Source organism: Curtobacterium sp. MCPF17_011 (assembly GCF_003234145.1).
Classification (GTDB): Bacteria; Actinomycetota; Actinomycetes; order Actinomycetales; family Microbacteriaceae; genus Curtobacterium.
In genome coordinates, this window is sequence record NZ_QKSK01000004.1 from 17,266 (window position 1) to 38,700 (window position 21,435).

General features: G+C 71.4%; 18 protein-coding genes and 1 tRNA gene. 17 read left to right on the plus strand and 2 right to left on the minus strand.

The window, feature by feature from the left end; genetic code table 11:
• Positions 1 to 2 precede the first annotated feature (2 nt).
• From DEJ25_RS06100 to DEJ25_RS06130, 7 genes are all read left to right on the plus strand, one after another.
• Positions 3 to 1,169, plus strand: coding sequence for an acyl-CoA dehydrogenase family protein (locus DEJ25_RS06100; RefSeq protein ID WP_111044129.1), 1,167 nt, complete (start codon positions 3 to 5; stop codon positions 1,167 to 1,169).
• Between the two features lie 78 nt (positions 1,170 to 1,247).
• Complete coding sequence (gene dinB, locus DEJ25_RS06105; RefSeq protein ID WP_111044130.1) at positions 1,248 to 2,492, plus strand: DNA polymerase IV; 1,245 nt, start codon at positions 1,248 to 1,250, stop codon at positions 2,490 to 2,492.
• Between the two features lie 134 nt (positions 2,493 to 2,626).
• Positions 2,627 to 4,420 (plus strand): DEAD/DEAH box helicase, encoded by a 1,794-nt coding sequence (locus tag DEJ25_RS06110; protein ID WP_111044275.1) that lies wholly within the window; start codon positions 2,627 to 2,629, stop codon positions 4,418 to 4,420.
• Between the two features lie 13 nt (positions 4,421 to 4,433).
• A complete protein-coding gene (locus DEJ25_RS06115) occupies positions 4,434 to 4,640 on the plus strand; it encodes a hypothetical protein (protein WP_110902270.1) in 207 nt (68 codons plus the stop codon).
• Between the two features lie 76 nt (positions 4,641 to 4,716).
• Positions 4,717 to 6,045: an NAD(P)/FAD-dependent oxidoreductase gene (locus DEJ25_RS06120; RefSeq protein ID WP_111044131.1), complete on the plus strand. Its 1,329-nt coding sequence runs from the start codon at positions 4,717 to 4,719 to the stop codon at positions 6,043 to 6,045.
• Positions 6,046 to 6,226: 181 nt separating this feature from the next.
• The gene (locus DEJ25_RS06125; RefSeq protein ID WP_111044132.1) at positions 6,227 to 7,366 is read left to right on the plus strand and encodes a zinc-dependent alcohol dehydrogenase; all 1,140 of its coding nucleotides are present in this window, start codon (positions 6,227 to 6,229) and stop codon (positions 7,364 to 7,366) included.
• A gap of 26 nt (positions 7,367 to 7,392) precedes the next feature.
• Positions 7,393 to 7,980, plus strand: coding sequence for a hypothetical protein (locus DEJ25_RS06130; RefSeq protein ID WP_220033180.1), 588 nt, complete (start codon positions 7,393 to 7,395; stop codon positions 7,978 to 7,980).
• Positions 7,981 to 8,184: 204 nt separating this feature from the next.
• On the opposite strand, the gene DEJ25_RS06135 is transcribed toward DEJ25_RS06130, so the two are convergent.
• Positions 8,185 to 8,270: transfer RNA gene (locus tag DEJ25_RS06135), tRNA-Leu, on the minus strand.
• Positions 8,271 to 8,435: 165 nt separating this feature from the next.
• On the opposite strand from DEJ25_RS06135, the gene DEJ25_RS06140 reads away from it, so the two are divergent.
• The 3 genes from DEJ25_RS06140 to mshC all read left to right on the plus strand — a co-directional run bounded on the left by DEJ25_RS06140 (position 8,436) and on the right by mshC (position 11,864).
• Positions 8,436 to 9,734, plus strand: a complete 1,299-nt coding sequence (locus DEJ25_RS06140; protein WP_111044133.1) for a M20/M25/M40 family metallo-hydrolase — start codon at positions 8,436 to 8,438, stop codon at positions 9,732 to 9,734.
• Positions 9,735 to 9,798: 64 nt separating this feature from the next.
• A complete protein-coding gene (locus tag DEJ25_RS06145; RefSeq protein WP_110902274.1) occupies positions 9,799 to 10,626 on the plus strand; it encodes an undecaprenyl-diphosphate phosphatase in 828 nt (275 codons plus the stop codon).
• On the plus strand, positions 10,623 to 11,864 hold the full coding sequence (gene mshC, locus DEJ25_RS06150) for a cysteine--1-D-myo-inosityl 2-amino-2-deoxy-alpha-D-glucopyranoside ligase (RefSeq protein WP_111044134.1): 1,242 nt from the start codon (positions 10,623 to 10,625) through the stop codon (positions 11,862 to 11,864). The genes DEJ25_RS06145 and mshC overlap by 4 nt, the downstream gene beginning before the upstream one ends.
• A 257-nt stretch (positions 11,865 to 12,121) precedes the next feature.
• Here mshC and DEJ25_RS06155 read toward each other — a convergent pair whose 3' ends face one another.
• The gene (locus DEJ25_RS06155; RefSeq protein WP_111044135.1) at positions 12,122 to 13,054 is read right to left on the minus strand and encodes a proteasome assembly chaperone family protein; all 933 of its coding nucleotides are present in this window, start codon (positions 13,052 to 13,054) and stop codon (positions 12,122 to 12,124) included.
• Positions 13,055 to 13,188: 134 nt separating this feature from the next.
• Between DEJ25_RS06155 and DEJ25_RS06160 the strand changes: the two genes are divergently transcribed.
• The 7 genes from DEJ25_RS06160 to DEJ25_RS06190 all read left to right on the plus strand — a co-directional run bounded on the left by DEJ25_RS06160 (position 13,189) and on the right by DEJ25_RS06190 (position 21,421).
• The gene (locus DEJ25_RS06160; protein ID WP_258366434.1) at positions 13,189 to 13,962 is read left to right on the plus strand and encodes an HAD family phosphatase; all 774 of its coding nucleotides are present in this window, start codon (positions 13,189 to 13,191) and stop codon (positions 13,960 to 13,962) included.
• The gene (locus tag DEJ25_RS06165; protein ID WP_110902277.1) at positions 13,959 to 15,095 is read left to right on the plus strand and encodes a tRNA (adenine-N1)-methyltransferase; all 1,137 of its coding nucleotides are present in this window, start codon (positions 13,959 to 13,961) and stop codon (positions 15,093 to 15,095) included. The genes DEJ25_RS06160 and DEJ25_RS06165 overlap by 4 nt, the downstream gene beginning before the upstream one ends.
• A 43-nt stretch (positions 15,096 to 15,138) precedes the next feature.
• The gene (locus DEJ25_RS06170; RefSeq protein WP_111044136.1) at positions 15,139 to 16,062 is read left to right on the plus strand and encodes an FKBP-type peptidyl-prolyl cis-trans isomerase; all 924 of its coding nucleotides are present in this window, start codon (positions 15,139 to 15,141) and stop codon (positions 16,060 to 16,062) included.
• Between the two features lie 30 nt (positions 16,063 to 16,092).
• Entirely contained in the window at positions 16,093 to 17,175 is a 1,083-nt protein-coding gene (locus tag DEJ25_RS06175; protein ID WP_110902279.1) for a YafY family protein, read from the plus strand.
• Positions 17,168 to 18,139 (plus strand): YafY family protein, encoded by a 972-nt coding sequence (locus DEJ25_RS06180; RefSeq protein WP_110902280.1) that lies wholly within the window; start codon positions 17,168 to 17,170, stop codon positions 18,137 to 18,139. Before DEJ25_RS06175 ends, DEJ25_RS06180 begins: the two co-directional genes overlap by 8 nt.
• A 94-nt stretch (positions 18,140 to 18,233) precedes the next feature.
• Positions 18,234 to 18,986, plus strand: a complete 753-nt coding sequence (tatC, locus tag DEJ25_RS06185; RefSeq protein ID WP_110902281.1) for a twin-arginine translocase subunit TatC — start codon at positions 18,234 to 18,236, stop codon at positions 18,984 to 18,986.
• A complete protein-coding gene (locus DEJ25_RS06190) occupies positions 18,983 to 21,421 on the plus strand; it encodes an RNA helicase (RefSeq protein WP_111044137.1) in 2,439 nt (812 codons plus the stop codon). The genes tatC and DEJ25_RS06190 overlap by 4 nt, the downstream gene beginning before the upstream one ends.
• Positions 21,422 to 21,435: the final 14 nt, after the last annotated feature.

Here is a 21,435-nt window from a genome sequence, read left to right on the forward strand (position 1 = left end):
CCATGACCGAGTCCACTCCCGGCAAGCGACGTCCCTGGACCGTTCCGGACGACCTCCTGGCACGCATCGCCGCACGCGCCCCCGGCTACGACACCGACAACGCCTTCTGCGCGGAGGACCTGGCGGAGCTCCGGCAGGCGGGGTACCTCCGGATCGGGGTGCCGATCGGGGACGGAGGCTCGGGGCTGGGTCTCCGTGAGACCGCTGCGGTCCAGCGGACCCTCGCGACCGCGGCACCGGCGACGGCGCTCGGACTCGGCATGCACCAGGTGTGGGTGCAGGCGGCGCGCAGCGTGTCCGCACGGGGCGGGACGTTCCTCCAGACCGTCACGGACGCCGCGGCGGCGGACCGGCTGCTCGCCTTCGGGGTGAGCGAGCCGGGCAACGACGCCGTGCTCTTCGACTCGCTGACGACAGCCGAGCCGGACGGCGCTGGCGGGTACCGGTTCACCGGCACGAAGGTGTCGACGTCGCTCGCACCCGCGTGGGACCTGCTGAGCGTGTTCGGGAAGGACACCTCGGGCACCGGACCGCGGCTCGTGCACGGCTTCGCGGTCCGTGCCGACGACGGGGTCCGGCACCTGGACGACTGGGACACGCTCGGCATGCGGGCGACGCAGAGTCGGACGACGATCCTCGAGGGGCTGCACGTGCCGGCGGAGCGCATCGTCCGGGTGCTGCCGGTCGGGCCGGTCGCGGACCCGCTCGTCTTCGGGATCTTCGCCGCGTTCGAACTGCTCGTGGCGTCGGTGTACGTCGGGATCGCCTCGCGGGCCGTCACCCTGGCGGTCGAGCGGGTCGCCGAACGGGTCGCCATGGACGGAACGCGGCGCTCGGCCGACCCGGACGTCCGGCGCGCGGTCGCCGCGATGCGCAGTGCGACCGACGCCATCGCGCTGCAGGTCGACGCGCTCGCCCGGGACGCTGACGAGCTCGTCGAGCACGACCGGTGGTTCCCGCTGCTCGTCGGCACGAAGACCCGTGCGGTGGACACGGCGCAGTCCGTGGTGGACGAGGCGCTGCGGGTCGTCGGCGGATCGGCGTTCCGGGCGTCGGACGAACTCGCCCGCCTGGCCCGGGACGTCCGCGCCGGCCAGTACCACCCGTCGACGCGGGACTCGGCGATGCGGACGATCGCGGCGGCGGAGTTCGGGCCGCTGCCCGGCTGAGCCCGTCCCGGTCGCGCGGGGTCCGGTGTCGCGGGCGCCGTCGGTCCGGGTGTCGCCGGTCCGTGCGAGCATGACCCCGTGAGCAAGCAGGACGGACGGAACCGACTCGTCACCGACGCACCGGTCGACGACGCCACGGCGACGGTCCTGCACGTCGACATGGACGCCTTCTTCGCCTCCGTCGAACTCCTCGACCGCCCCGACCTGGTCGGCCTGCCGGTCATCGTCGGCCACGACTCGGACCGCTCGGTCGTCACCGCCGCCACCTACGAGGCCCGCAAGTACGGCATCAACTCCGCGATGCCGATGGCCGTCGCGAAACGCCGCTGCCCCGCGGCCGTCATCGTCGAACCGCACTTCGAGAAGTACAGCGCGCGCTCCGCCCAGGTCATGCGGATCTTCGACCGGTTCACGCCGCGGGTCGAGCGGCTCGGTATCGACGAGGCGTTCCTCGACGTGGCCGGTGCGCTCCGGCTCTACGGCACGCCGTGGCAGATCGGCACCGAGATCCGACGGACCGTGTTCGCCGAGACCGGGCTGCACTGCTCGGTCGGTGCCGCGTCCACGAAGTTCGTGGCGAAGCTGGCGTCCAGCCGCGCCAAGCCCGACGGGCTGCTCGTCGTCCCGCACGCGTACACGATCGAGTTCCTGCACCCGCAACCCGTCTCCGCGCTCTGGGGCGTCGGCGGCAAGACGCAGGAGACCCTCGAGCGCCGGGGGATCCGCACCGTCCGCGACCTCGCCACCACGCCGCTGCCGTCGCTCGTGGCCCTGCTCGGACCGTCCGGCGGGCAGCGGTTGCACGACCTCGCCTGGGGCCGCGACCCGCGCACCGTCGAGGCCGGGGTGGGCGAGAAGTCGATCGGGCACGAGGTCACCTTCGGCCGCGACCTCACCGAACGCGACGACGTCGCCCGCGAGCTGCTGCGCCTGGCCGAGAAGGTCGCGGTCCGGCTCCGCCGCGCCGAGGTGCAGGCGCGCACGGTCGCGCTCAAGGTCCGGTACACCGACTTCACCACGCTCACCCGGTCCCGCACGCTCGCCGAACCCAGCGACGTCGCCAAGCGGATCCACCGCGAAGCCGTCGAGCTGTACGACGTCCTGCACCGGCCGGGCAACCGCATCCGACTGATCGGCGTCCGCGGCGAGAACCTGGTGCCGGCAGCCGCGAGCAACGCCCTGTGGGACGACGACGCGCCGTGGCGTGAGACCGAGACCACCGTCGACGCCGTCACCGCACGCTTCGGCGCCGGCGTGCTGCGACCCGCCTCGCTCGTCCGCGCGACGCCCGAGCAGCGTGCCCCGCACGCCCGACAGGACTGAGCGTGCCGGTACACTCGGGTGGAGTGAGCGCAGCGGAGAACATCGAGCACCAGGAACCCGCCGAACTCCCGATCGACGGGCCGTCGGCGAACGGGACCGCCCCGACCCAGCCGGCTCCGACCGAACCGGCCGCCATCGCCGAGGTCGCGGGCAACGCGGCCGCCGAGCACCTCTCCCCGGCGTTCCCGGAACGAGCCGCATGGGGCACCGCCTCGAAGCTCCGTGCCTGGCAGGTCGAGGCGCTGACGAAGTACTTCGAGAAGGAGCCGCGCGACTTCCTCGCAGCGGCCACCCCGGGCGCGGGCAAGACGACCTTCGCGCTGCGGCTGGCGACCGAGCTGCTCGCCCGCGGCACCGTCGACCGGCTCGTCGTCGTCGCACCGACCGAGCACCTCAAGCGCCAGTGGGCCGACGCCGCCGACCGCGTCAACATCCGACTCAACCCGATGTTCAAGAACGGCGACGGCATGTTCGGTCGGCACTACCAGGGCGTCGCGATCACCTACGCCCAGGTCGGCATGAACCCCGAGGTGCACGAACGGATCACCGCCGGCGGCAAGACCCTGGTCGTCCTCGACGAGGTGCACCACGGCGGCGACGCCCTCACCTGGGGTGACGGCATCCGGCTGGCGTTCTCGAAGGCCACCCGGCGCCTCTCGCTCTCCGGCACCCCGTTCCGTTCCGACACGGCACCGATCCCGTTCGTGCAGTACGCCCCCGACGAGCAGGGCATCCGCACCTCGATCTCCGACTACAACTACGGCTACGGCCGCGCGCTCAAGGACGGCGTCGTCCGACCCGTGCTGTTCATGGCGTACGCCGGCCAGATGCGCTGGAAGACCCGGATGGGCGACGAGATGTCGGCGTCCCTCGGCGAAGCCGTCACGAAGGACATCACCGCGCAGGCGTGGCGGACCGCCCTGTCGCCCGAGGGCGAGTGGATGCCCGCCGTGCTCTCGGCCGCCGACAAACGCCTCACCGAGGTGCGCCGCGGTGTCCCCGACGCAGGTGGGCTGGTCATCGCGACCGACACGACCACCGCCCGGGCCTACGCGCGCATCCTGCAGCGGATCACCGGGGAACGCCCCACCGTCGTGCTCTCCGACGAGGCCGCCGGTTCCAGCCGCATCCAGTCCTTCGCCGAGGACACCTCGCGCTGGATGGTCGCCGTCCGCATGGTCTCCGAAGGCGTCGACGTCCCGCGCCTGTGCGTCGGCGTGTACGCGACGAGTGCGAGCACACCGCTGTTCTTCGCCCAGGTCATCGGCCGGTTCGTCCGCGCCCGTCGTCGTGGTGAGACCGCGTCGGTGTTCCTGCCGAGCGTGCCCGGCCTGATGGCCCTCGCCGCCACCCTCGAGCTGGAGCGGGACCACGCACTCGACCGTCCGAAGGACGCCGAGGACGGCATGTACAACCCAGAAGACGCCATGGTCGCCGAGGCCAACAAAGAGGACCGTGCCTCCGAGAGCCTGCTCGACATGCAGCCGTTCGAGGCGCTCGACTCGCAGGCGTCCTTCGACCGGGTGCTCTACGACGGCGGTGAGTTCGGCACCGGGGGCGAGGTCGGCTCGCTCGAGGAACTCGACTTCATCGGGATCCCGGGCCTGCTCGAACCCGACCAGGTGCGGGACCTGCTCCGTGCCCGTCAGGCCACGCAGGCGAAGCGGTCCAAGGGCCGCGTCGTGAAGGACGGGCTGCCGAAGGCGCCGGAGCCGGAGAACCGGCCGATGTACATGACCATCAAGGAGCAGCGCTCCGAACTCCAGCGCCTCGTCTCGATCTGGTCCCGACACGCGAACGAGCCGCACGGGTCGATCCACGCCGAACTCCGTCGGATCAGCGGGGGACCCGCCGTGGCGCAGGCGAGCATCGAGCAGATCCAGAAGCGCATCGACATCCTGCGGTCCCGCATCGGCGGTCGTCGGTGAAGACGGTCCGCGCGTGATCGAGCCCGTCGACGACGACCGCACCTGGTACGTCAAGCGCGACGCGGACTCCTCACCCGAGGCGATCATCGACCGGTTCGGCGGCGGCTACCGGCTCCGGCGGTTCTCGCTGCACGAGTCCCGCCGCACCCAGTACGGCGTCTACACCGGCCGGGAGATCGCCGAGACCGCCTGGTGGCGCCTCCGGGACGGCAGGAAGTGACCAGGATCCGGTACGGATCGCCCGGACAGGTGCGGCGCTGGTGACGGGGACGGGCAGGATCGGGTAGACCGGAGGAATGGCAGACTCCATCCCTCACGTCCTCGTCCTCGGCGGCGGCTCGGCCGGCTACACCGCCGTCAAGCAGCTGCAGAAGCACGCCGCCACGGTGCCGATGCGCATCACCCTCGTGGACCAGAACACGTACTACACGTACCTGCCGTTCCTGCCCGAGGTCGCCGGCGGTCACATCGCCCCCAAGGACGTCACCGTCGAACTCCGACGCGCGCTCCGCAAGACCCGGGTCATCCAGGGCAAGGTGACCGGCATCTCCTCGGCCGACAAGGCCGTCGCGGTCGCCACGGCCGGCGGCGACGACCGCACCCTCGGCTACGACCACCTCGTCGTCGCGCTCGGTTCGGTCACCCGCACCTTCCCGACCCCGGGCCTCGACGAGGTCGGCGTCGGCTTCAAGACCGTCGAGGAAGCCGCGTACGTGCGTGCGAAGCTCCTCGACAACATCGCGAAGGCCGCCGCCACCCGTGATGAGGACGAGCGTCGTCGTCTCCTCACCAGCATCTTCATCGGCGGTGGCTACACGGGCGTCGAGGCGATCGGTGAGCTGTTCGACGTCTCCCAGGCCGCGATCGCCACGTACCCGTCGCTCGCCGGCGAGCAGCCTCGCTGGGTGCTCATCGACGCCCTCGACCGGGTCGCACCCGAGGTCGGCCCCGAGCTGTCGAAGTGGACCCTCGAGTCCCTCCGTGCCCGCGGCATCGACGTCCGCCTCAAGACGACCATGCCGAGCTGCGAGGGCGGGATCGTCAAGCTCTCCGACGGCGACGAGTTCGCCACCGGTCTGCTCGTCTGGACGGCCGGCGTCAAGCCGAACCCGCTGCTCGACGCCACCGACCTGCCGCGCGGGCCGAAGGGGCACCTCGCGGCCAACGCGAAGCTCCAGGTCGAAGCCGAGGACACCCACGAGGTCGTCCCCGGTGTCTGGGGCCTCGGTGACGTCGCCCAGGTCCCCGACCTGACCGCCGAGAAGCAGCCGGCCTACTACCCGCCGAACGCCCAGAACGCCGTCCGTCAGGCCGTCGTCGTCGCCGACAACATCGTGGCGTCGATCACCGGCAAGCCGCTCGAGGAGTACCGCCACCCGTCGATCGGCACGGTCGCCTCGTACGGTGTCGCCAAGGGTGCGGCGAACATCAAGGGCATCAAGATGACGAACCTGCTGGCCTGGCTTGCGCACCGGGCGTACCACGTGTACGCGATGCCGACGCTGAACCGCAAGGCGCGCATCGTCATCGGCTGGGTCACCGGTGCGGTGTCCGGCCGGGACGCGACCTCCCTCATCAAGGAGACCGACCCGCGTCGCACCTTCGTCGACGCGGCGAAGAGCTAGCGCACGCGTCGCGACGCGACTGCCTGCCGACGGGAGGCCCGGTACCAGCTGGTACCGGGCCTCCCGTCGGTCTGCCACCGGTCCTGGTCTGCGCTGCTGTCGGCTGGGACAGGGAACGCGACCCTGGACCTCCTCCCAACCGCCGACCGTCAGCGTGGACGGCACGACCGAGAGGAGCGCCATGCGCGCCATGACCTACCGCGGCCCCTACCGGGTCCGCGTCGAGGACAAGCCGGACCCCCGCATCGAGCACCCGAACGACGCCGTGATCCGCGTCGAACGGGCGGCGATCTGCGGGTCGGACCTGCACCTGTACCACGGCATGATGCCCGACACCCGCGTCGGCCACACCTTCGGCCACGAGTTCATCGGGGTCGTCGAACAAGTCGGGTCGTCCGTGGAGACCCTGAACGTGGGAGACCGGGTGATGGTGCCGTTCCACATCTCCTGCGGCACCTGCTGGTTCTGCGCCCGCGGTCTCTTCACGAACTGCCACAACGTGAACCCGAACGCCACCGCGGTCGGCGGCATCTTCGGCTACTCACACACCACCGGCGGCTACGACGGCGGCCAGGCGGAACGCGTCCGGGTGCCGTTCGCCGACGTCGGCCCGCAGGTGATCCCGGACTGGCTCGACCCGGAGGACGCGCTGATGATGACGGACGCCCTGGGCACGGGGTACTTCGGAGCGCAGCTCGCCTCGATCCGGGAGGGAGACACCGTCGTGGTGCTCGGTGCCGGACCGGTCGGGCTGTACGCAGCGAAGTCGGCGTGGTTCATGGGTGCCGGACGGGTGATCGTCATCGACCAGCTCGAGTACCGCCTGGCCAAGGCGCGCGAGTTCGCCCAGGCCGAGACGATCAACTTCGCCGAGGTGGACGACGTCGTCGTCGAGATCAAGAAGCAGACGGACTTCCTCGGAGCGGACAGCGTCATCGACGCGGTCGGTGCCGAAGCGGACGGCAACTTCCTGATGCACGTCTCGAGCGCGAAGCTGAAGATGCAGGGCGGGTCGCCGGTCGCGCTGAACTGGGCGATCGACGGCGTCCGGAAGGGCGGCACCGTGTCGGCGATGGGCGCCTACGGGCCCATCCCGAACCTCGTGAAGTTCGGCGACGCGATGAACAAGGGCGTCACGATCCACATGAACCAGGCGCCGGTGAAGCGTCAGTGGCCGCGCTTGCTGGAGCACATCCAGGCCGGGCACCTCAAACCGAGCGACATCATCACGCACCGGATCCCGCTCGAGCACATCGGTGAGGCCTACCACCTGTTCTCGTCGAAGCTCGACGGGTGCATCAAGCCGGTGATCGTGCCGTGAGCGGGACCGGGAACGGAGAGCAGAGCATGAGCAACGCAGACGACCACATCGCCTACGTGGCGGACAAGCCCCGGGACCTGCCGTCCGCGGACGAGCTCCGGGCACGGATCCCGGGGTGGGGGAGCGACCTGGACCTGGCCGACCGGCCGAGCGTGCCGAAACTGTCCCGCGAGGCCGGCTCCGCCACCAACGCCCACTGGGAGCGTCCCGAGCAGCAGGCCGGAGCCGAGGGACGCGAGCGGTCGATCGAGCACGCCCACGTCACGCCCGTGTTCGGGACCGCGCAGCCGCTCGCCGGTCCCGCCGGGATCGTCAAGCGGTACGCGTACCGGCGGTTCAGCGAGGGGCGCCTGGCGCACTGGATGCTGCTCGTCGTCGGCGACCGGCTCGACGTGGCCACCCACCGCGTGACGGACGCGCTGCGTGGGCGGCCGGACCGGTTGATCCGCGAGACCGGCATCGCCGCGGAGCAGGCCGACAGTCCGATCGGTGCACGGCTCGGGTCGACCCGGAGCGACTGGCGGCACGGGGTGCTCGACCCGGTCGTCACCATGTGGCCCTACCTGCTCATCGGCGGCGTGGCCGTGTGGGTGGTGCGGCGCGCGCGGCGCTGACGAGCTGGTCCGTGAGGGAGCACGGGACGGACGGGAGGCGCACGACCAGGTGGTGACGGGCCTCCCGTCCGTGACCTGGCGGCCGGAGAACGCAGAAGCCCCGTCACGGGCGCACCAAAACGAACGGCCCTCCCGAAGGAGGGCCGTTCGCCGCTTGTCTCAACACAAGTGTTCGAGTACGTGCTCCGAAGAGCGGGTACTGCGTGTCCGAGAGGGGACTTGAACCCCTACGCCCTAATACGGGCACTAGCACCTCAAGCTAGCGCGTCTACCAATTCCGCCACCCGGACTGGGTGTGATGCGTTGCACATGATGCTCGCATCGGGCCGTTCAACCGGGTTTCCCCGGCGTTCCTGCCGAGAGAAGACACTAGCACGGGTGTGAACGCGCGCTGAACACGGTCGCGCATCCCGGGCGCGGCGCAGTCGGAGCGGCTTCGCCGGTAGCGTTGGACCATGACGTCCGAGCTGGAACGCACCGCGGCGATCGCGCGGGACCTGATCCGGATCGACACGACGAACTGGGGTGAGGGGAAGTCGCGCGGTGAGACCGAGGCGGCGCACTACGTCGAGTCCGCGCTGCAGGAGCTCGGGCTCGCGCCGCAGCTGTTCGAGTCCGAACCGGACCGCGTCAGCGTCGTCGCCCGCGTGCCCGGTCGTGACCGCAGCAAGCCGGCACTCGTCGTGCACGGACACCTCGACGTCGTCCCCGCCGACCCGGCGAACTGGTCCGTCGACCCGTTCGGCGGCGAGGTGCGCGACGGGTCCCTCTGGGGCCGCGGCGCCGTGGACATGAAGAACATGGACGCGATGATGCTCACCGCGCTGTCGGACGTCATCGAGCAGCGGGGCGCCCCGGAGCGCGACCTGGTGATCGCGTACTTCGCCGACGAGGAGGCGGGCGGCATCCTCGGCGCCCACCACGTGGTCGACACCCACCCCGAGGTCTTCGACGGCGCCACCGCGGCGATCAGCGAGGTCGGTGGCTACTCGATCACGGTCGGTGACCGGCGCGCGTACCTGCTGCAGACCGGCGAGAAGGCCCTGATGTGGGTGAAGCTCACCGCGCGGGGGACGGCGGCACACGGCTCGCACGTCATCAAGGACAACGCGGTCACCACGATCGCCGCCGCCGTCGCCCGGATCGGCAGCGAGGAGTGGCCGGTCCGGCTGTCCGACACGACCACCGCGATGGTCGCCGAGGTGGCCCGGTTCCTGGGCGTCGACCCGGTCGCCACCGGACCGGACGAGGTCGCGCTCGCCACCGGGTCGGCCGCCCGCTTCATCCACGCCGCCCTGCACACGACGACGAACCCGACCGTCCTGAGCGCCGGGTACAAGCACAACGTGATCCCCGACCAGGCCACCGCGCTCGTCGACATCCGCTGCCTGCCCGGTGACGAGGACGCGGTCCTGGCCCGGGTCCGCGAACTGGCCGGCGACGAGGTCGAGGTCACGATGACGCACCAGGACGTCGGGCTCGAGCAGGACTTCGGCGGCCCGCTCGTCGACGCCGTCCGGGACGTCCTCGAGCGTCACGACCCGGGTGCTCCGGTGCTGCCGTACCTGCTGTCCGGCGGTACCGACAACAAGGCGCTCTCGCGACTGGGCATCGCCGGGTACGGCTTCGTGCCGCTGCAGCTGCCGGCCGGCGTCGACTTCCCGGCGATGTTCCACGGCGTCGACGAGCGCGTTCCGCTCGAGTCGTTGGCGTTCGGCCGCCGCGTCCTCGGGGACCTGTTCGCGACCTACTGATACCGTGCATGGTCGTCGTCGGTGACGGCACAACCGAGTCCAGCACCGGCGAAAGGCCGCACACGTGCACATCTTCGAAGCGATCTTCCTCGGCTTCGTTCAGGGGCTGACGGAGTTCCTGCCGGTCTCCTCCAGCGCCCACCTGCGCATCGTCGGGTTGTTCCTGCCCGACGCACAGGACCCCGGCGCGGCCTTCACGGCGGTGACGCAGCTCGGCACCGAGACCGCCGTGCTCATCTACTTCTGGAAGGACATCGTCCGGATCGTCCGGAAGTGGTTCGGCGCCCTGGCCGGGAAGGTGCCACGGAACGACCCGGACGTCCGCGTCGGATGGCTCGTCATCATCGGCACGATCCCGATCGGCGTCATCGGGCTGCTCCTGCAGGACACCATCGAGACCACGTTCCGGTCGCTGTGGATCGTCGCCATCGTCCTCATCGTCTTCGGGGTCGTCCTGGGCGTGCTGGACCGCGTCGGCCGCAAGGTCCGTCCGATCGAGCAGATGACCTTCACCGGCGGCATCCTGATCGGCCTGGCACAGGTCCTGGCGCTCGTGCCGGGTGTCTCCCGCTCCGGAGCCACCGTGTCGATGGGGCTCGCCCTCGGGTACACGCGGCCGGCCGCGGCGCGGTTCGCGTTCCTCCTGGCGATCCCCGCGGTGTTCCTGTCGGGCCTGTACGAGGCAGCGACGAGCCTCGGTGACACCGGCGCACCGTTCGGCCTGGCGGACACGCTCATCGCGACCGTGGTGGCGTTCGTCGTCGGCTTCGTCGTGATCGCCGCCTTCATGAACTACATCAGCAAGCGGAGCTTCATGCCCTTCGTCGTCTACCGGATCCTGCTCGGCATCGTCCTCATCGTGCTGCTCTCGCTCGGGGTGGTGCAGGCATGAGGGCCTGGTCGGCACCGTCCGTCCCGGAGATCCCCGGCGCCGGTCCCCGCCCGGTCGTCCACGACACCGCCACCGGCAAGCCCGTCGACCCGACGCGCGGTGCCGACCGGGCGGCGCTGTACGTCTGTGGCATCACGCCCTACGACGCCACGCACCTGGGCCACGCCGCCACCTACCTGGCGTTCGACACGCTCGGCCGGGTCTGGCGCGACGCCGGCCTGCAGGTGCAGTACGCCCAGAACACCACCGACGTCGACGACCCGCTGCTGGAGCGCGCGACCCGCGACGGCGTCGACTGGCGGGAGCTCGCCGCGTCGCAGATCGACCTGTTCCGCCGCGACATGGAGGCCCTCCGCGTCCTGCCGCCGGACGACTACGTGGCCGTCACGGACGAGGTCGACCGCGTCGCCGAGGCCGTCGCCTACCTCGAGGAAACCGGCGCCGCCTACACCGTGCCCACGCCCGATTCCGACGGTGAGGACCTGTACTTCGACGTGAACCGGGCGAACGACGTGTGGGCGCTCGGTGACGAGAGCCGTCTGGACCGCGACACCATGCTCGCCCTCTCCGCCGAACGCGGCGGTGACCCCGACCGCCCCGGCAAGCGCGACCCCCTCGACCCGCTCCTGTGGCGTGCCGAGCGCCAGGGCGAGCCGAGCTGGGACACCGAGATCGGCCCCGGGCGTCCCGGCTGGCACATCGAGTGCAGCGTCATCGCGGGCGACCGGCTCGGCCTGCCGATCAGTGTGCAGGGCGGCGGCAGCGACCTGGTCTTCCCGCACCACGAGATGAGCGCCGGGCACGCCGCAGCCCTCGCCCAGCAGCCGCTCGCGAACGCGTTCGTGCACACCGGCATGGTCGCCTACCAGGGCACGAAGATCTCGAAGTCGCTCGGCAACCTGGTCACGGTCCGCGGTCTGCTGGACGCCGGCGCCGATCCGCGGGCGATCCGCTTGGCGCTGCTGTCGCACCGCTACTCCGACGACTGGGAGTGGTTCGACGGCGACCTCGAGGACGCCGAGCGCCGGCTGGCGTCCTGGGACGCCTGGGCCGCGGGCGGTCGCGGCGAGCAGGACGACGCCGACCAGGTGATCGGCCGCCTCCGCGCCCGCGTCGCGGACGACCTCGACACGCCGGGCGCCGTCGCGGTCGTCGACACCGCGATCGCGGCCGGCACGGCGGCGACGCCCGAGCTCGTCGACCTGGTCGACGCGCTCCTCGGCATCCGCATCGGCTGACGCGGCACCGCGCGGCGCCGCGCCGTGCCGTGCCGCGTGTTCGCACCCCCACCCGCTTCGCCGAGGTGCCGACACGCCGGTGTCCCGGGGCCCGAGGTGCCGGTGTCTAGGCACCTCGGCGACCGGCGACCGGCGACCGGCGGGCGGCGAGTCGCGCCGTCTCGGCGAGCGGGGTCGCGTTCCTGACGCACGCACCGGACGGACGGGAGGCCCGGGACCAGCTGGTCCCGGGCCTCCCGTCCGTCAGGGTCTCGCGCCTACTGCGGCGGCTGCGGCGGACGCCACGGCCCCTCGCCGGCCGCCCCGTTGCCGTCCTTGCCGTCCTTGTGCTCGCGACGCCGGAGGTACTGCTCGAACTCCTGCGCGATGGCGTCGCCCGAGGCCTCGGGGGAGTCGACGGTGTCACGCGCCTGCTCGAGCTGCCCGATGTACGACGCCATGTCCTCGTCGTCCGAGGCGAGGGCGTCGATGCCCTCCTCCCACTGCGCGGCGTCATCGAGCAGCGTGCCGCGGGGCACGGTGACGTCGGTGAGCTCCTCCATCTTGTCGAGGAGCGACAGCGTGGCCTTGGGGGAGGGTGCGTTGTGCACGTAGTGCGGGACCGACGCCCAGAGCGAGAGCGTCGTGAGCCCGGCCTTGTCCATCGAGTCGGCGAGGACCCCGAGGATGCCGGTGGGCCCCTCGTACGTCGACTTGTCCACGTCGAACGCGGCCCGGACGCCGGCGTTCTCGCTCGACACGAAGACCGAGATCGGACGGGTGTGCGGCACGTCGGCGAGCATCGCGCCGACGAACACGACGGCGTCGATGGAGTAGACGTCGGCCAGGTCGATGACCTCGGCGCAGAAGCCGCGCCACGTGCGCGACGGTTCCGGGCCGACGAGGACGAACACGTCGCGTTCGGTCGGCGCGCCGGTCGCCCCGATCACCGGGCGGCCCTCGGCGCTGGGGCCGTGCAGGACGATGCGGGGCCACTGCACTCCGCGTTCGCCGTCGTCGTCGAAACCGACCTCGGGCCGGTTGAACTGGTAGTCGACGTAACGCTCCCCGTCGATCTCGCGCAGTTCGTCGAGCTCGAGCGCGTCGACGATGCGCCGGGCGAGACCGCTCGCGGCCTCTCCCGCGTCGTTCCAGCCCTCGAACGCGACCACGAGGAGCCGTCCGTCGCTGAAGGGGGAGTGCTGTGGCACGGCAGGGCCTCCTGGTGGTGGAGTGGTCCGCCGCGCTCGCGCGCGTGCCGACCGGACACGATCAGGCATCCACGATAGTCCCGCTCTCCACAGGCCGCCGTCCACCGGCCGCGCCGCCGGTAGACTCGTCGCCCGTGACCGCGCAACCCCCCACCCCCGCCCAGCCCGCATCGGTGCTGCCCGCAGCCGTGCTGTGGGACATGGACGGCACGATCATCGACACCGAGCCGATCTGGCAGGAGTCGCAGGTCGTGCTCACCGCTCGCTACGGCGCCGAGTGGACCCACCAGGACGGTCTGTCGCTGGTCGGGAGCGGCCTGGAGCGGTCGGGGGAGATCCTCCGCGACAAGGGCGTCGACCTGGAGGTCGAGGAGATCGTCCAGTGGATGACCGACTTCGTGGTCGAGCGGCTGCACGGCGACGACCTGCCCTGGCGTCCCGGCGCCCGTGAACTCGTCGAGGAACTGCACGACCGCGGCATCCCGACGGCCCTCGTGACGATGTCCCGTCGCACGATGGCGCTCGTGACTGCCGAGGCGTTCGGTGCCCGCGGTTTCCGGGTCGTCGTGGCCGGTGACGACGTCGACCGTCCGAAGCCGCACCCGGACGCGTACCTGACCGCCGCCGCACAGCTCGGGGTCGAACCCACCGCCTGCGTCGCGATCGAGGACTCGGCCACGGGCGTCGCCTCCGCCCGGGCCTCGGGCGCCGTCACCGTGGCGGTGGAGCACATCGTCCCGATCGCCGAGGGCGCGAGCGACGTCCACCTCACCACGCTGAGCGGCGTCGACGTCGACCGCCTGCTCGAACTCACCGGCCCGGCGCTCAGCGCGCGGGCAGCCGAACGCCAGGGAGGCCCGACCTCCGTCCCGACGTCGGCCCCCGCCATCGAAGGGGACGCGCGATGAGCGACGACACCACCGTGCACGACGCCGCTGCTGCTCCGGATGTCGAGCTGCCGCACACCGCCGGCGGTGCCCCGCACACCCCGCCCCGCGGTCCGTTCCGCGCTGGCGACCGGGTGCAGCTGACCGGGCCGAAGGGCAAGCTCACGACGCTCTCGCTCGAGCCCGGCGTGGTCTACCACACGCACCGCGGCATGCTCGCGCACGACGACGTCATCGGCCAGCCGGACGGCTCGGTCATCCGGGCCAGCACGGGCGACGAGTACCTGGCCCTCCGCCCGCTCCTCAACGACTACGTCATGTCGATGCCGCGCGGTGCAGCGATCGTCTACCCGAAGGACGCGGCACAGATCGTCGCCTTCGCGGACGTCTTCCCCGGTGCCCGCGTGGTCGAGGCCGGCGTCGGGTCGGGCGCACTGTCGCTCTGGCTCCTCCGCGCCATCGGCCCGAGCGGCAGCCTGCAGTCCTTCGAGCGACGTGAGGAGTTCGCGGCGATCGCCCGTGGCAACGTGGGAACGTTCCTCGGAGCCGTCCCCGACAACTGGTCGGTCACCGTCGGCGACCTGGTCGAGGAACTGCCGCGGGCCGTCGAGCCGCAGAGCATCGACCGCGTCGTGCTCGACATGCTCGCGCCCTGGGAGTGCGTCGACGAGGCGGCCGACGCCCTCGCGCCCGGTGGTCTCATCGTCTGCTACGTCGCCACGGTGACGCAGCTCTCCCGCACGGCCGAGGCGCTCCGCGACACCGGACGCTTCACCGACCCGCAGTCGAGCGAGACCCTGGTGCGCACCTGGCACGTGGAGGGTCTCGCAGTCCGACCCGACCACCGCATGGTGGCGCACACCGGCTTCCTCATCACGGCCCGTCGACTGGCCGACGGTGTCGTCCTGCCGAACCTGAAGCGTCGAGCCGGCAAGGCGGAGTTCTCCGACGAGGACGTCGAGGCCTGGACCCCCGGCGCCGTCGGCGAACGCGCTGCAAGCGACAAGAAGCTCCGGAAGGTCGCCCGTCAGGCTGCGGCCCAGGCGCGGAAGGTCGCGGCTGCCGAAGCGGCGTCCGAGGCCGCCGTCGCGGCAGCGTCCGAGGCCACGGCAGCCGTCGTCGGGGCGTCCGGTCCCTCCGACGGCGACCGGTAGGCTTCCCCCCGTGCCCGTCCTGCATCGACCGGAAAGAGGATCCGTGCGCACCATCCCCGCACTCGTCGTCACCATCGGACTCCTCGCGTCGCTGACCGCGTGCGCCACGCCCGGTGCGGGATCGGCCAGCACGTGCGCCCCGTCCGGCGCCGCGTCCCAGGCCGTGTCGGCGAAGGGCGCCTTCGGTTCCGAGCCGAAGGTCACCGTGCCGGCCGGTCTGACCGTCCGCGGCACGCAGGTCTCCGTGCTCCGCCAGGGCGAGGGCCGCACGATCGGCGACGGCACCCCCGTGGTGCTCGAGTACACGCTCGTCGACGGTGCCACCGGGGCGGTGGCCCAGACCAGCGGCTACACCGGCAGCACCGCGCCGTTGACGGCGGGCTCCACCAACGGCGGCGCGCTCGGCGAGGCGCTCGAGTGCGCCCAGGTGGGCGACCGCCTGGCCGTGGCACTGCCGAAGTCCGCGCTCTCCGGCACCGCTGCGGACCGGGGTCGCTCGGGGTCGAAGGCCGAGGACGCCGCGGTCTTCGTCGTCGACGTCAAGCGGGCCTTCGACGCCCGCGCCACGGGCACGCCACAGCTCGCGGGCGACGGCATGCCTGCCGTCGTGCTCGCACCCGACGGCGCGCCCGGCATCACGATCCCGTCGTGGTCCGCCCCGAAGCAGGACGAGCAGCACCTGCTCCGCAAGGGCGACGGTGCGACCCTCACGGCGAAGGACACCGCCGTGGTGAAGTACACCGCCGTCACCTGGGGGAGCAGCACGGCCGACTCGACCGTCGCGGGCTCCAGCTGGACCGACGGCTCGGGCTCCCAGCCGCTGCCGCTGGCGAAGGGGCAGGTCGTCGACGGCATCCGGAACGCCCTGCTCGGCCGCCACGTGGGTGACCAGGTACTGGCGATCGTGCACGAGCAGGGTGCCGCGTACGCGTACGTCATCGACGTGCTCGGCGTGATGCCGCGCTGACCCGCACCACAGGCTGCGTAGGATCGGCACGTGCCCACCACTCGTGCTCCCCGTGTGCCCGCTGAGGAACGGCTGTTCAGCCTGGTCCTCGCGCTGCTGTCGACGGAGTCCGGGCTGACGAAGTCCGAGATCCTCGCGAACGTGCAGGGCTACCGGCAGCGGTACAGCGCCGGCGGGGACAACGCCTCGCTCGAGCGACAGTTCGAGCGCGACAAGGACGACGTCCGCGAGCTCGGCATCCCGCTCGAGACGATCGAGACCCCGGGCGCCGCCGGTAACAACCAGACGCTGCGCTACCGCATCCCGAAGGGCGAGTACGACCTGCCTCTGGACGTCCGGTTCACCCCGGACGAGTCCGCGCTGCTCTCCCTGGCCGCGATGGCCTGGCGCGAGGGCGCACTGTCCGCCGACTCCCGCCGCGGTCTGCTGAAGGTCCGTTCCGCCGGGTCCGACGACGACGGGTCGGAGCACGACGCCGGTGACGGCGCCTCTGCCATCGGTGCGTACGCTCCGCGGCTGCGCACCCGGGACGCTGCCTTCGAGCCGCTGCGTTCGGCCCTCGACCGGGCGGCGGCCGTCCGGTTCTCGTACATCACACCGGGGCACCACGAGGCGCAGGTGCGCGAACTCGCCCCGCTCGCGCTCGTGCAGCACGGCGGCCGGTGGATGCTCGCCGCGCACGAGTTCGCGACCCGCTCCGAGAAGAACTACCTGCTCGCCCGGATCGTCGGGCCGGTCACCCAGTACGAGGTCGGGCAGCACCCGGCGCCGGCCGACGCCGGGGAGCGGGCTCTGGCGGGCCTCGACCGCGTCTGGGCCGAGCGCACGGCGACCGTGCACGTCGTCCCGGGCTCCGATGCTGAGCGACGACTGACCCGACGCCGGGACACGACCTCGACCACCGAGGGTGAACTCGTGATCCACCACGTCGACCCGCAGATCCTGGCCGAGGAACTGGCGGCCTTCGGGCCCGAGGTCCGCGTCGTCGAACCCGAGGACCTGCGGCAGCGCGTGGTCGACCGGCTCCGCGTGCTCGTCGAGGACCACACCGGTGCACCGGACAGCGGCGTCGCGGGTGCGACCACGGGGAACGACGGAGCGACACATGGCTGACGCCCAACCGCTGCAGGCGCAGGACAAGCTGGCGTTCCTGCTGGCCCTCGTGCCGTACCTGATCGACCGCGAGCGCGTCTCCGTGTCCGAGGCGGCACGGCACTTCGGCGTCCCGGAGTCCCGGATCCGCCGTGCCGTCGAGCTCATCGCGGTCTCCGGTGTCCCCGGCGAGACCATGCAGTACCAGCACGGTGACCTGTTCGACATCGCGTGGGACGACTTCGACCAGAACGACATGATCGTCCTGACGAACCTGGTGGCGATCGACGACGCCCCGCGGTTGTCCGCCCGCGAGGCCTCGGCGCTCATCGCCGGGCTGCAGTACCTGTCGGCGCTGCCCGAGGCCGCGGACAAGGACGCGATCCGTGCCCTGATGGCGAAGCTGTCCCGTGGCGCCGGCGGTGTGGCGGGCAACGTCGCCGTCGGCCAGGACCTGCACGACGCCGCCCTCACGGTGATCAGGGAGGCCATGTCGGGCCGTCGCGGTCTGCAGTTCGAGTACGCCGGACCGCGGACGCAGGGCAGCACACGCCGGGTCGACCCGCTCCGGGTGGAGTCGATCGACGCGGACTGGTACCTGCGCGCCTGGGACCTCGACCGTGCCGCGATCCGGACCTTCCGACTGGACCGGATGTCCGGCGTGCGCGTCGACGGCCGTCCCGCGGAACGGACCATCGACGACGTGGTCCTGCCGGACACGCTGTTCCAGCAGAGCGCCCAGGACGTCATCGTGACGGTGGAGCTCGACGGGTCGTCGCTGCCGCTGGTGGCCGACTTCCTCGCGGACACCGCGGACGCGCCGGACGACGACGGACGGGTGCGCATCCGGCTCGCGGCCTCGGCCGGGTTCGACGGAGTGGTCCGTCTGGTCGCCGGCTTGCCGGGCCGTGCCGTGGTGCTCGACCCGCCGGCCGCCCGGCAGGCCGTCCACGACTTCGCCGCCGCCGCTCTCGACGTGCACTGAGAGACCGCTGCCGTAGGATCGGACCATGGCTTCGACGACCGCGAGCGGGCGAGAGAAGCGGCAAGGGCGCCGGCCGAAGGAGCCCGAAGGCCGCATGTCCCTCGGGCAGCACCTGATCGAGCTGCGCAACCGTCTCTTCAAGGCGGTCGTCGCGGTGCTGGTGGGCGCGATCGGCGGTTGGTTCCTCACCCCCTTCGTGCTCGATTCGCTCCGTGCCCCGGTGACGCAGCTCGCCCGGGTCGGTGGGCACACTGCCGAGCTGAACTTCCCGATGATCACCGGCGCCTTCGACCTCCGGCTGCAGATCGCGATCACGATCGGCGTCGTCATCGCGAGCCCGGTGTGGCTCTACCAGATCTGGGCGTTCATCGTCCCGGCCCTGGTCCGCCGCGAGAAGCAGTACGTGTGGGGCTTCCTCGGCACCGCGATCCCCCTGTTCTTCGCCGGTTGCGCGTTCGGCTGGTACGTCCTGCCGCACGTGGTCGGGATCCTCGGCAGCTTCGTCTCCGCACAGGACACCTCGATCGTCGATGCGAAGGCCTACTACGACTTCGTCATCAAGCTCATCGTCGCGGTCGGCATCGCCTTCGTGCTGCCGGTCTTCCTGGTGCTGCTGAACTTCGTCGGCGTCCTGTCGGCGGCGGCGATCGTCCGCTCGTGGCGGGTCGCGATCGTCCTCATCCTGATCTTCACCGCACTGGTGACCCCGTCGGCGGACATCCTGTCGATGTTCATCCTGGCGATCCCGATGGTCGTGCTCTACTTCGCGGCCTGCCTGGTCACGTGGATCCACGACCGCCGCGTGGCGAAGCGCCAGGCGAAGCTCGACGAGGAGTACGGCCTGTGACCGAGACCAGCCTCAGCCCCGCCGAGCGGTTCGCCGCCGCGAAGGTCCGCTCCCGGTCCCGGAACCTCGAGCTGTTCCGCACCGACCTGCGCTTCGACCTCGACCCGTTCCAGTTCGCGGCGTGCGACTCCGTCGACCAGGGCCGGAGCGTCCTGGTCGCAGCGCCGACCGGTGCCGGCAAGACGATCATCGCCGAGTTCGCCATCTGGTTGGCGATGCGGCAGCCGACGGCGAAGGTGTTCTACACGACGCCGATGAAGGCGTTGAGCAACCAGAAGTACGCCGAGCTCGTCCAGGCTTACGGGGAGACCGAGGTCGGTCTGCTCACCGGTGACACGAACGTCAACCCCCGGGCCCGCGTCGTCGTGATGACGACCGAGGTCCTGCGGAACATGATCTACGCGGACTCCGACCTGCTCGACGACCTTGCGTGGGTCGTGCTCGACGAGGTGCACTACCTGGCCGACCGGTTCCGCGGCGCGGTGTGGGAAGAGGTCATCCTGCACCTGCCGACCGAGGTCCGGCTGGTCTCGCTGTCTGCCACGGTCAGCAATGCCGAGGAGTTCGGTGACTGGCTGCAGACGGTCCGCGGCGACACCGACGTCATCGTCTCCGAGGACCGTCCGGTCCCGCTCGACCAGCACGTCCTCGTCGGCAACAAAATGGTCGACCTGTTCGACTCGTCGGGTGCCGCCACGACCAACCGGGTCAACCCGGAGCTGCTCCGTCTGGTGGGCAGCGCCTCCCGGGGGTCCGGTGGTCCGCGGGGTCGACGCGGTGGCCGCGGCGGGTTCCCGGAGCGTCGGGGTCCGCGTACTGAGAAGGCACACCGCGAACAGATCGCGAAGATGCTGGACGAGCGCATGCTGCTGCCGGCGATCTTCTTCGTCTTCAGCCGGAACGGCTGCGACCAGGGCGTCCGCCACGTCGTCCGCTCCGGGCTGTCCCTGACGACGGCCGACGAGCGCCGGGAGATCCGCGAGACGGCCGAGTACCACTGCCGCACCCTGCTCGACGAGGACCTGGCCGTGCTCGGGTACTGGGAGTGGCTGGAGGGCCTGGAGCGCGGTGTCGCCGCGCACCACGCCGGCCTGCTGCCCGCCTTCAAGGAGGTCGTGGAGGACCTCTTCCAACGCAAGCTGGTGAAGGTCGTCTTCGCCACCGAGACCCTCGCGCTCGGGGTCAACATGCCCGCGCGCACCGTCGTGCTGGAGAAGCTCGAGAAGTTCAACGGCGAGGCCCGGGTCCCGATCACGCCGGGGGAGTACACGCAGCTCACCGGTCGCGCGGGTCGCCGCGGCATCGACGTCGAGGGGCACTCGGTCGTGCAGTGGACGGACGGGCTCGAGCCGCAGGCCGTCGCGTCGCTGGCGAGCCGTCGCACCTACCCGCTGAACTCGTCGTTCAAGCCGACCTACAACATGGCCGTGAACCTGATCGAGCAGTTCGGTCGGGACCGCACCCGCGAGGTCCTCGAGACCTCGTTCGCACAGTTCCAGGCGGACCGTTCGGTCGTCGACCTGGCGCGCAAGGTGCGGTCGCAGCAGGAGTCCCTGGACGGCTACCAGGACGCCATGCAGTGCCACCTCGGTGACTTCACCGAGTACGCGGCGCTGCGTCGGCGACTCTCGGACCTCGAGCGCACCAACGTGCCCGGTGGTCGCGAGGCGTCGCACGGTGCCCGCCAGGAGCGTCAGGCAGCGATCAGCGAGGTCCGCCGCCAGCTCCAGCGGCACCCCTGTCACGCCTGCCCCGACCGGGAGGCGCATGCCCGCTGGGCCGAGCGCTGGTACAAGCTCAAGCGCACCAACGACAAGCTCGTGCAGCAGATCCGCTCCCGCACGGGTGCGGTCGCGACGACGTTCGACCGCGTCACCGACGTGCTCCTCGCCCTCGGTTACCTGGTGCAGGACGAGCAGGGCGACGTGACCGTGGCCGCCGGTGGCCGCCGACTGCAGCGCATCTACGGCGACCGGGACCTGTTGGTCGCCGAGTGCCTGGAGGCCGGGGTCTGGAAGGACCTCACCCCCGCGCAGCTCGCCGGCATGGCGGCGACGATCGTCTACCAGCCGCGTCGCGAGGACGCTCCGGGCACCGAGCACGCCGTCCCGCGTGGGGCGTTCCGGCCGGCGCTCGACGAGACGCTGACGATCTGGTCCCGCCTGGACGACGTCGAGCGGGACGCCCGGCTGGCCGGATCCGAGCCGCCGACCCCGGCGATCGCGCTCGGCATGTTCCGCTGGGCGTCGGGTTCGCCGCTCGACGACGTCCTGCGCTCGCTCGACCTGGCCGCAGGGGACTTCGTGCGTTGGTCGAAGCAGGTCATCGACCTCCTCGACCAGATCCGGAACGCCGGCGACCCGGACCTCGCGCAGACCGCCCGACGCGCCACCGACGCGGTCCGCCGCGGCATCGTCGCGTACGCGACGGTCTGACGGGAGGCCCAGTG

Coding starts and splice junctions, on each gene's coding strand:
- DEJ25_RS06180 (WP_110902280.1), top strand. CDS start 17,168: ATGGCTGACGCCCAACCGCTGCAGGCGCAGGACAAGCTGGCGTTCCTG.
- DEJ25_RS06100 (WP_111044129.1), top strand. CDS start 3: ATGACCGAGTCCACTCCCGGCAAGCGACGTCCCTGGACCGTTCCGGAC.
- DEJ25_RS06125 (WP_111044132.1), top strand. CDS start 6,227: ATGCGCGCCATGACCTACCGCGGCCCCTACCGGGTCCGCGTCGAGGAC.
- DEJ25_RS06120 (WP_111044131.1), top strand. CDS start 4,717: ATGGCAGACTCCATCCCTCACGTCCTCGTCCTCGGCGGCGGCTCGGCC.
- DEJ25_RS06140 (WP_111044133.1), top strand. CDS start 8,436: ATGACGTCCGAGCTGGAACGCACCGCGGCGATCGCGCGGGACCTGATC.
- DEJ25_RS06165 (WP_110902277.1), top strand. CDS start 13,959: ATGAGCGACGACACCACCGTGCACGACGCCGCTGCTGCTCCGGATGTC.
- DEJ25_RS06130 (WP_220033180.1), top strand. CDS start 7,393: ATGAGCAACGCAGACGACCACATCGCCTACGTGGCGGACAAGCCCCGG.
- mshC (WP_111044134.1), top strand. CDS start 10,623: ATGAGGGCCTGGTCGGCACCGTCCGTCCCGGAGATCCCCGGCGCCGGT.
- tatC (WP_110902281.1), top strand. CDS start 18,234: ATGTCCCTCGGGCAGCACCTGATCGAGCTGCGCAACCGTCTCTTCAAG.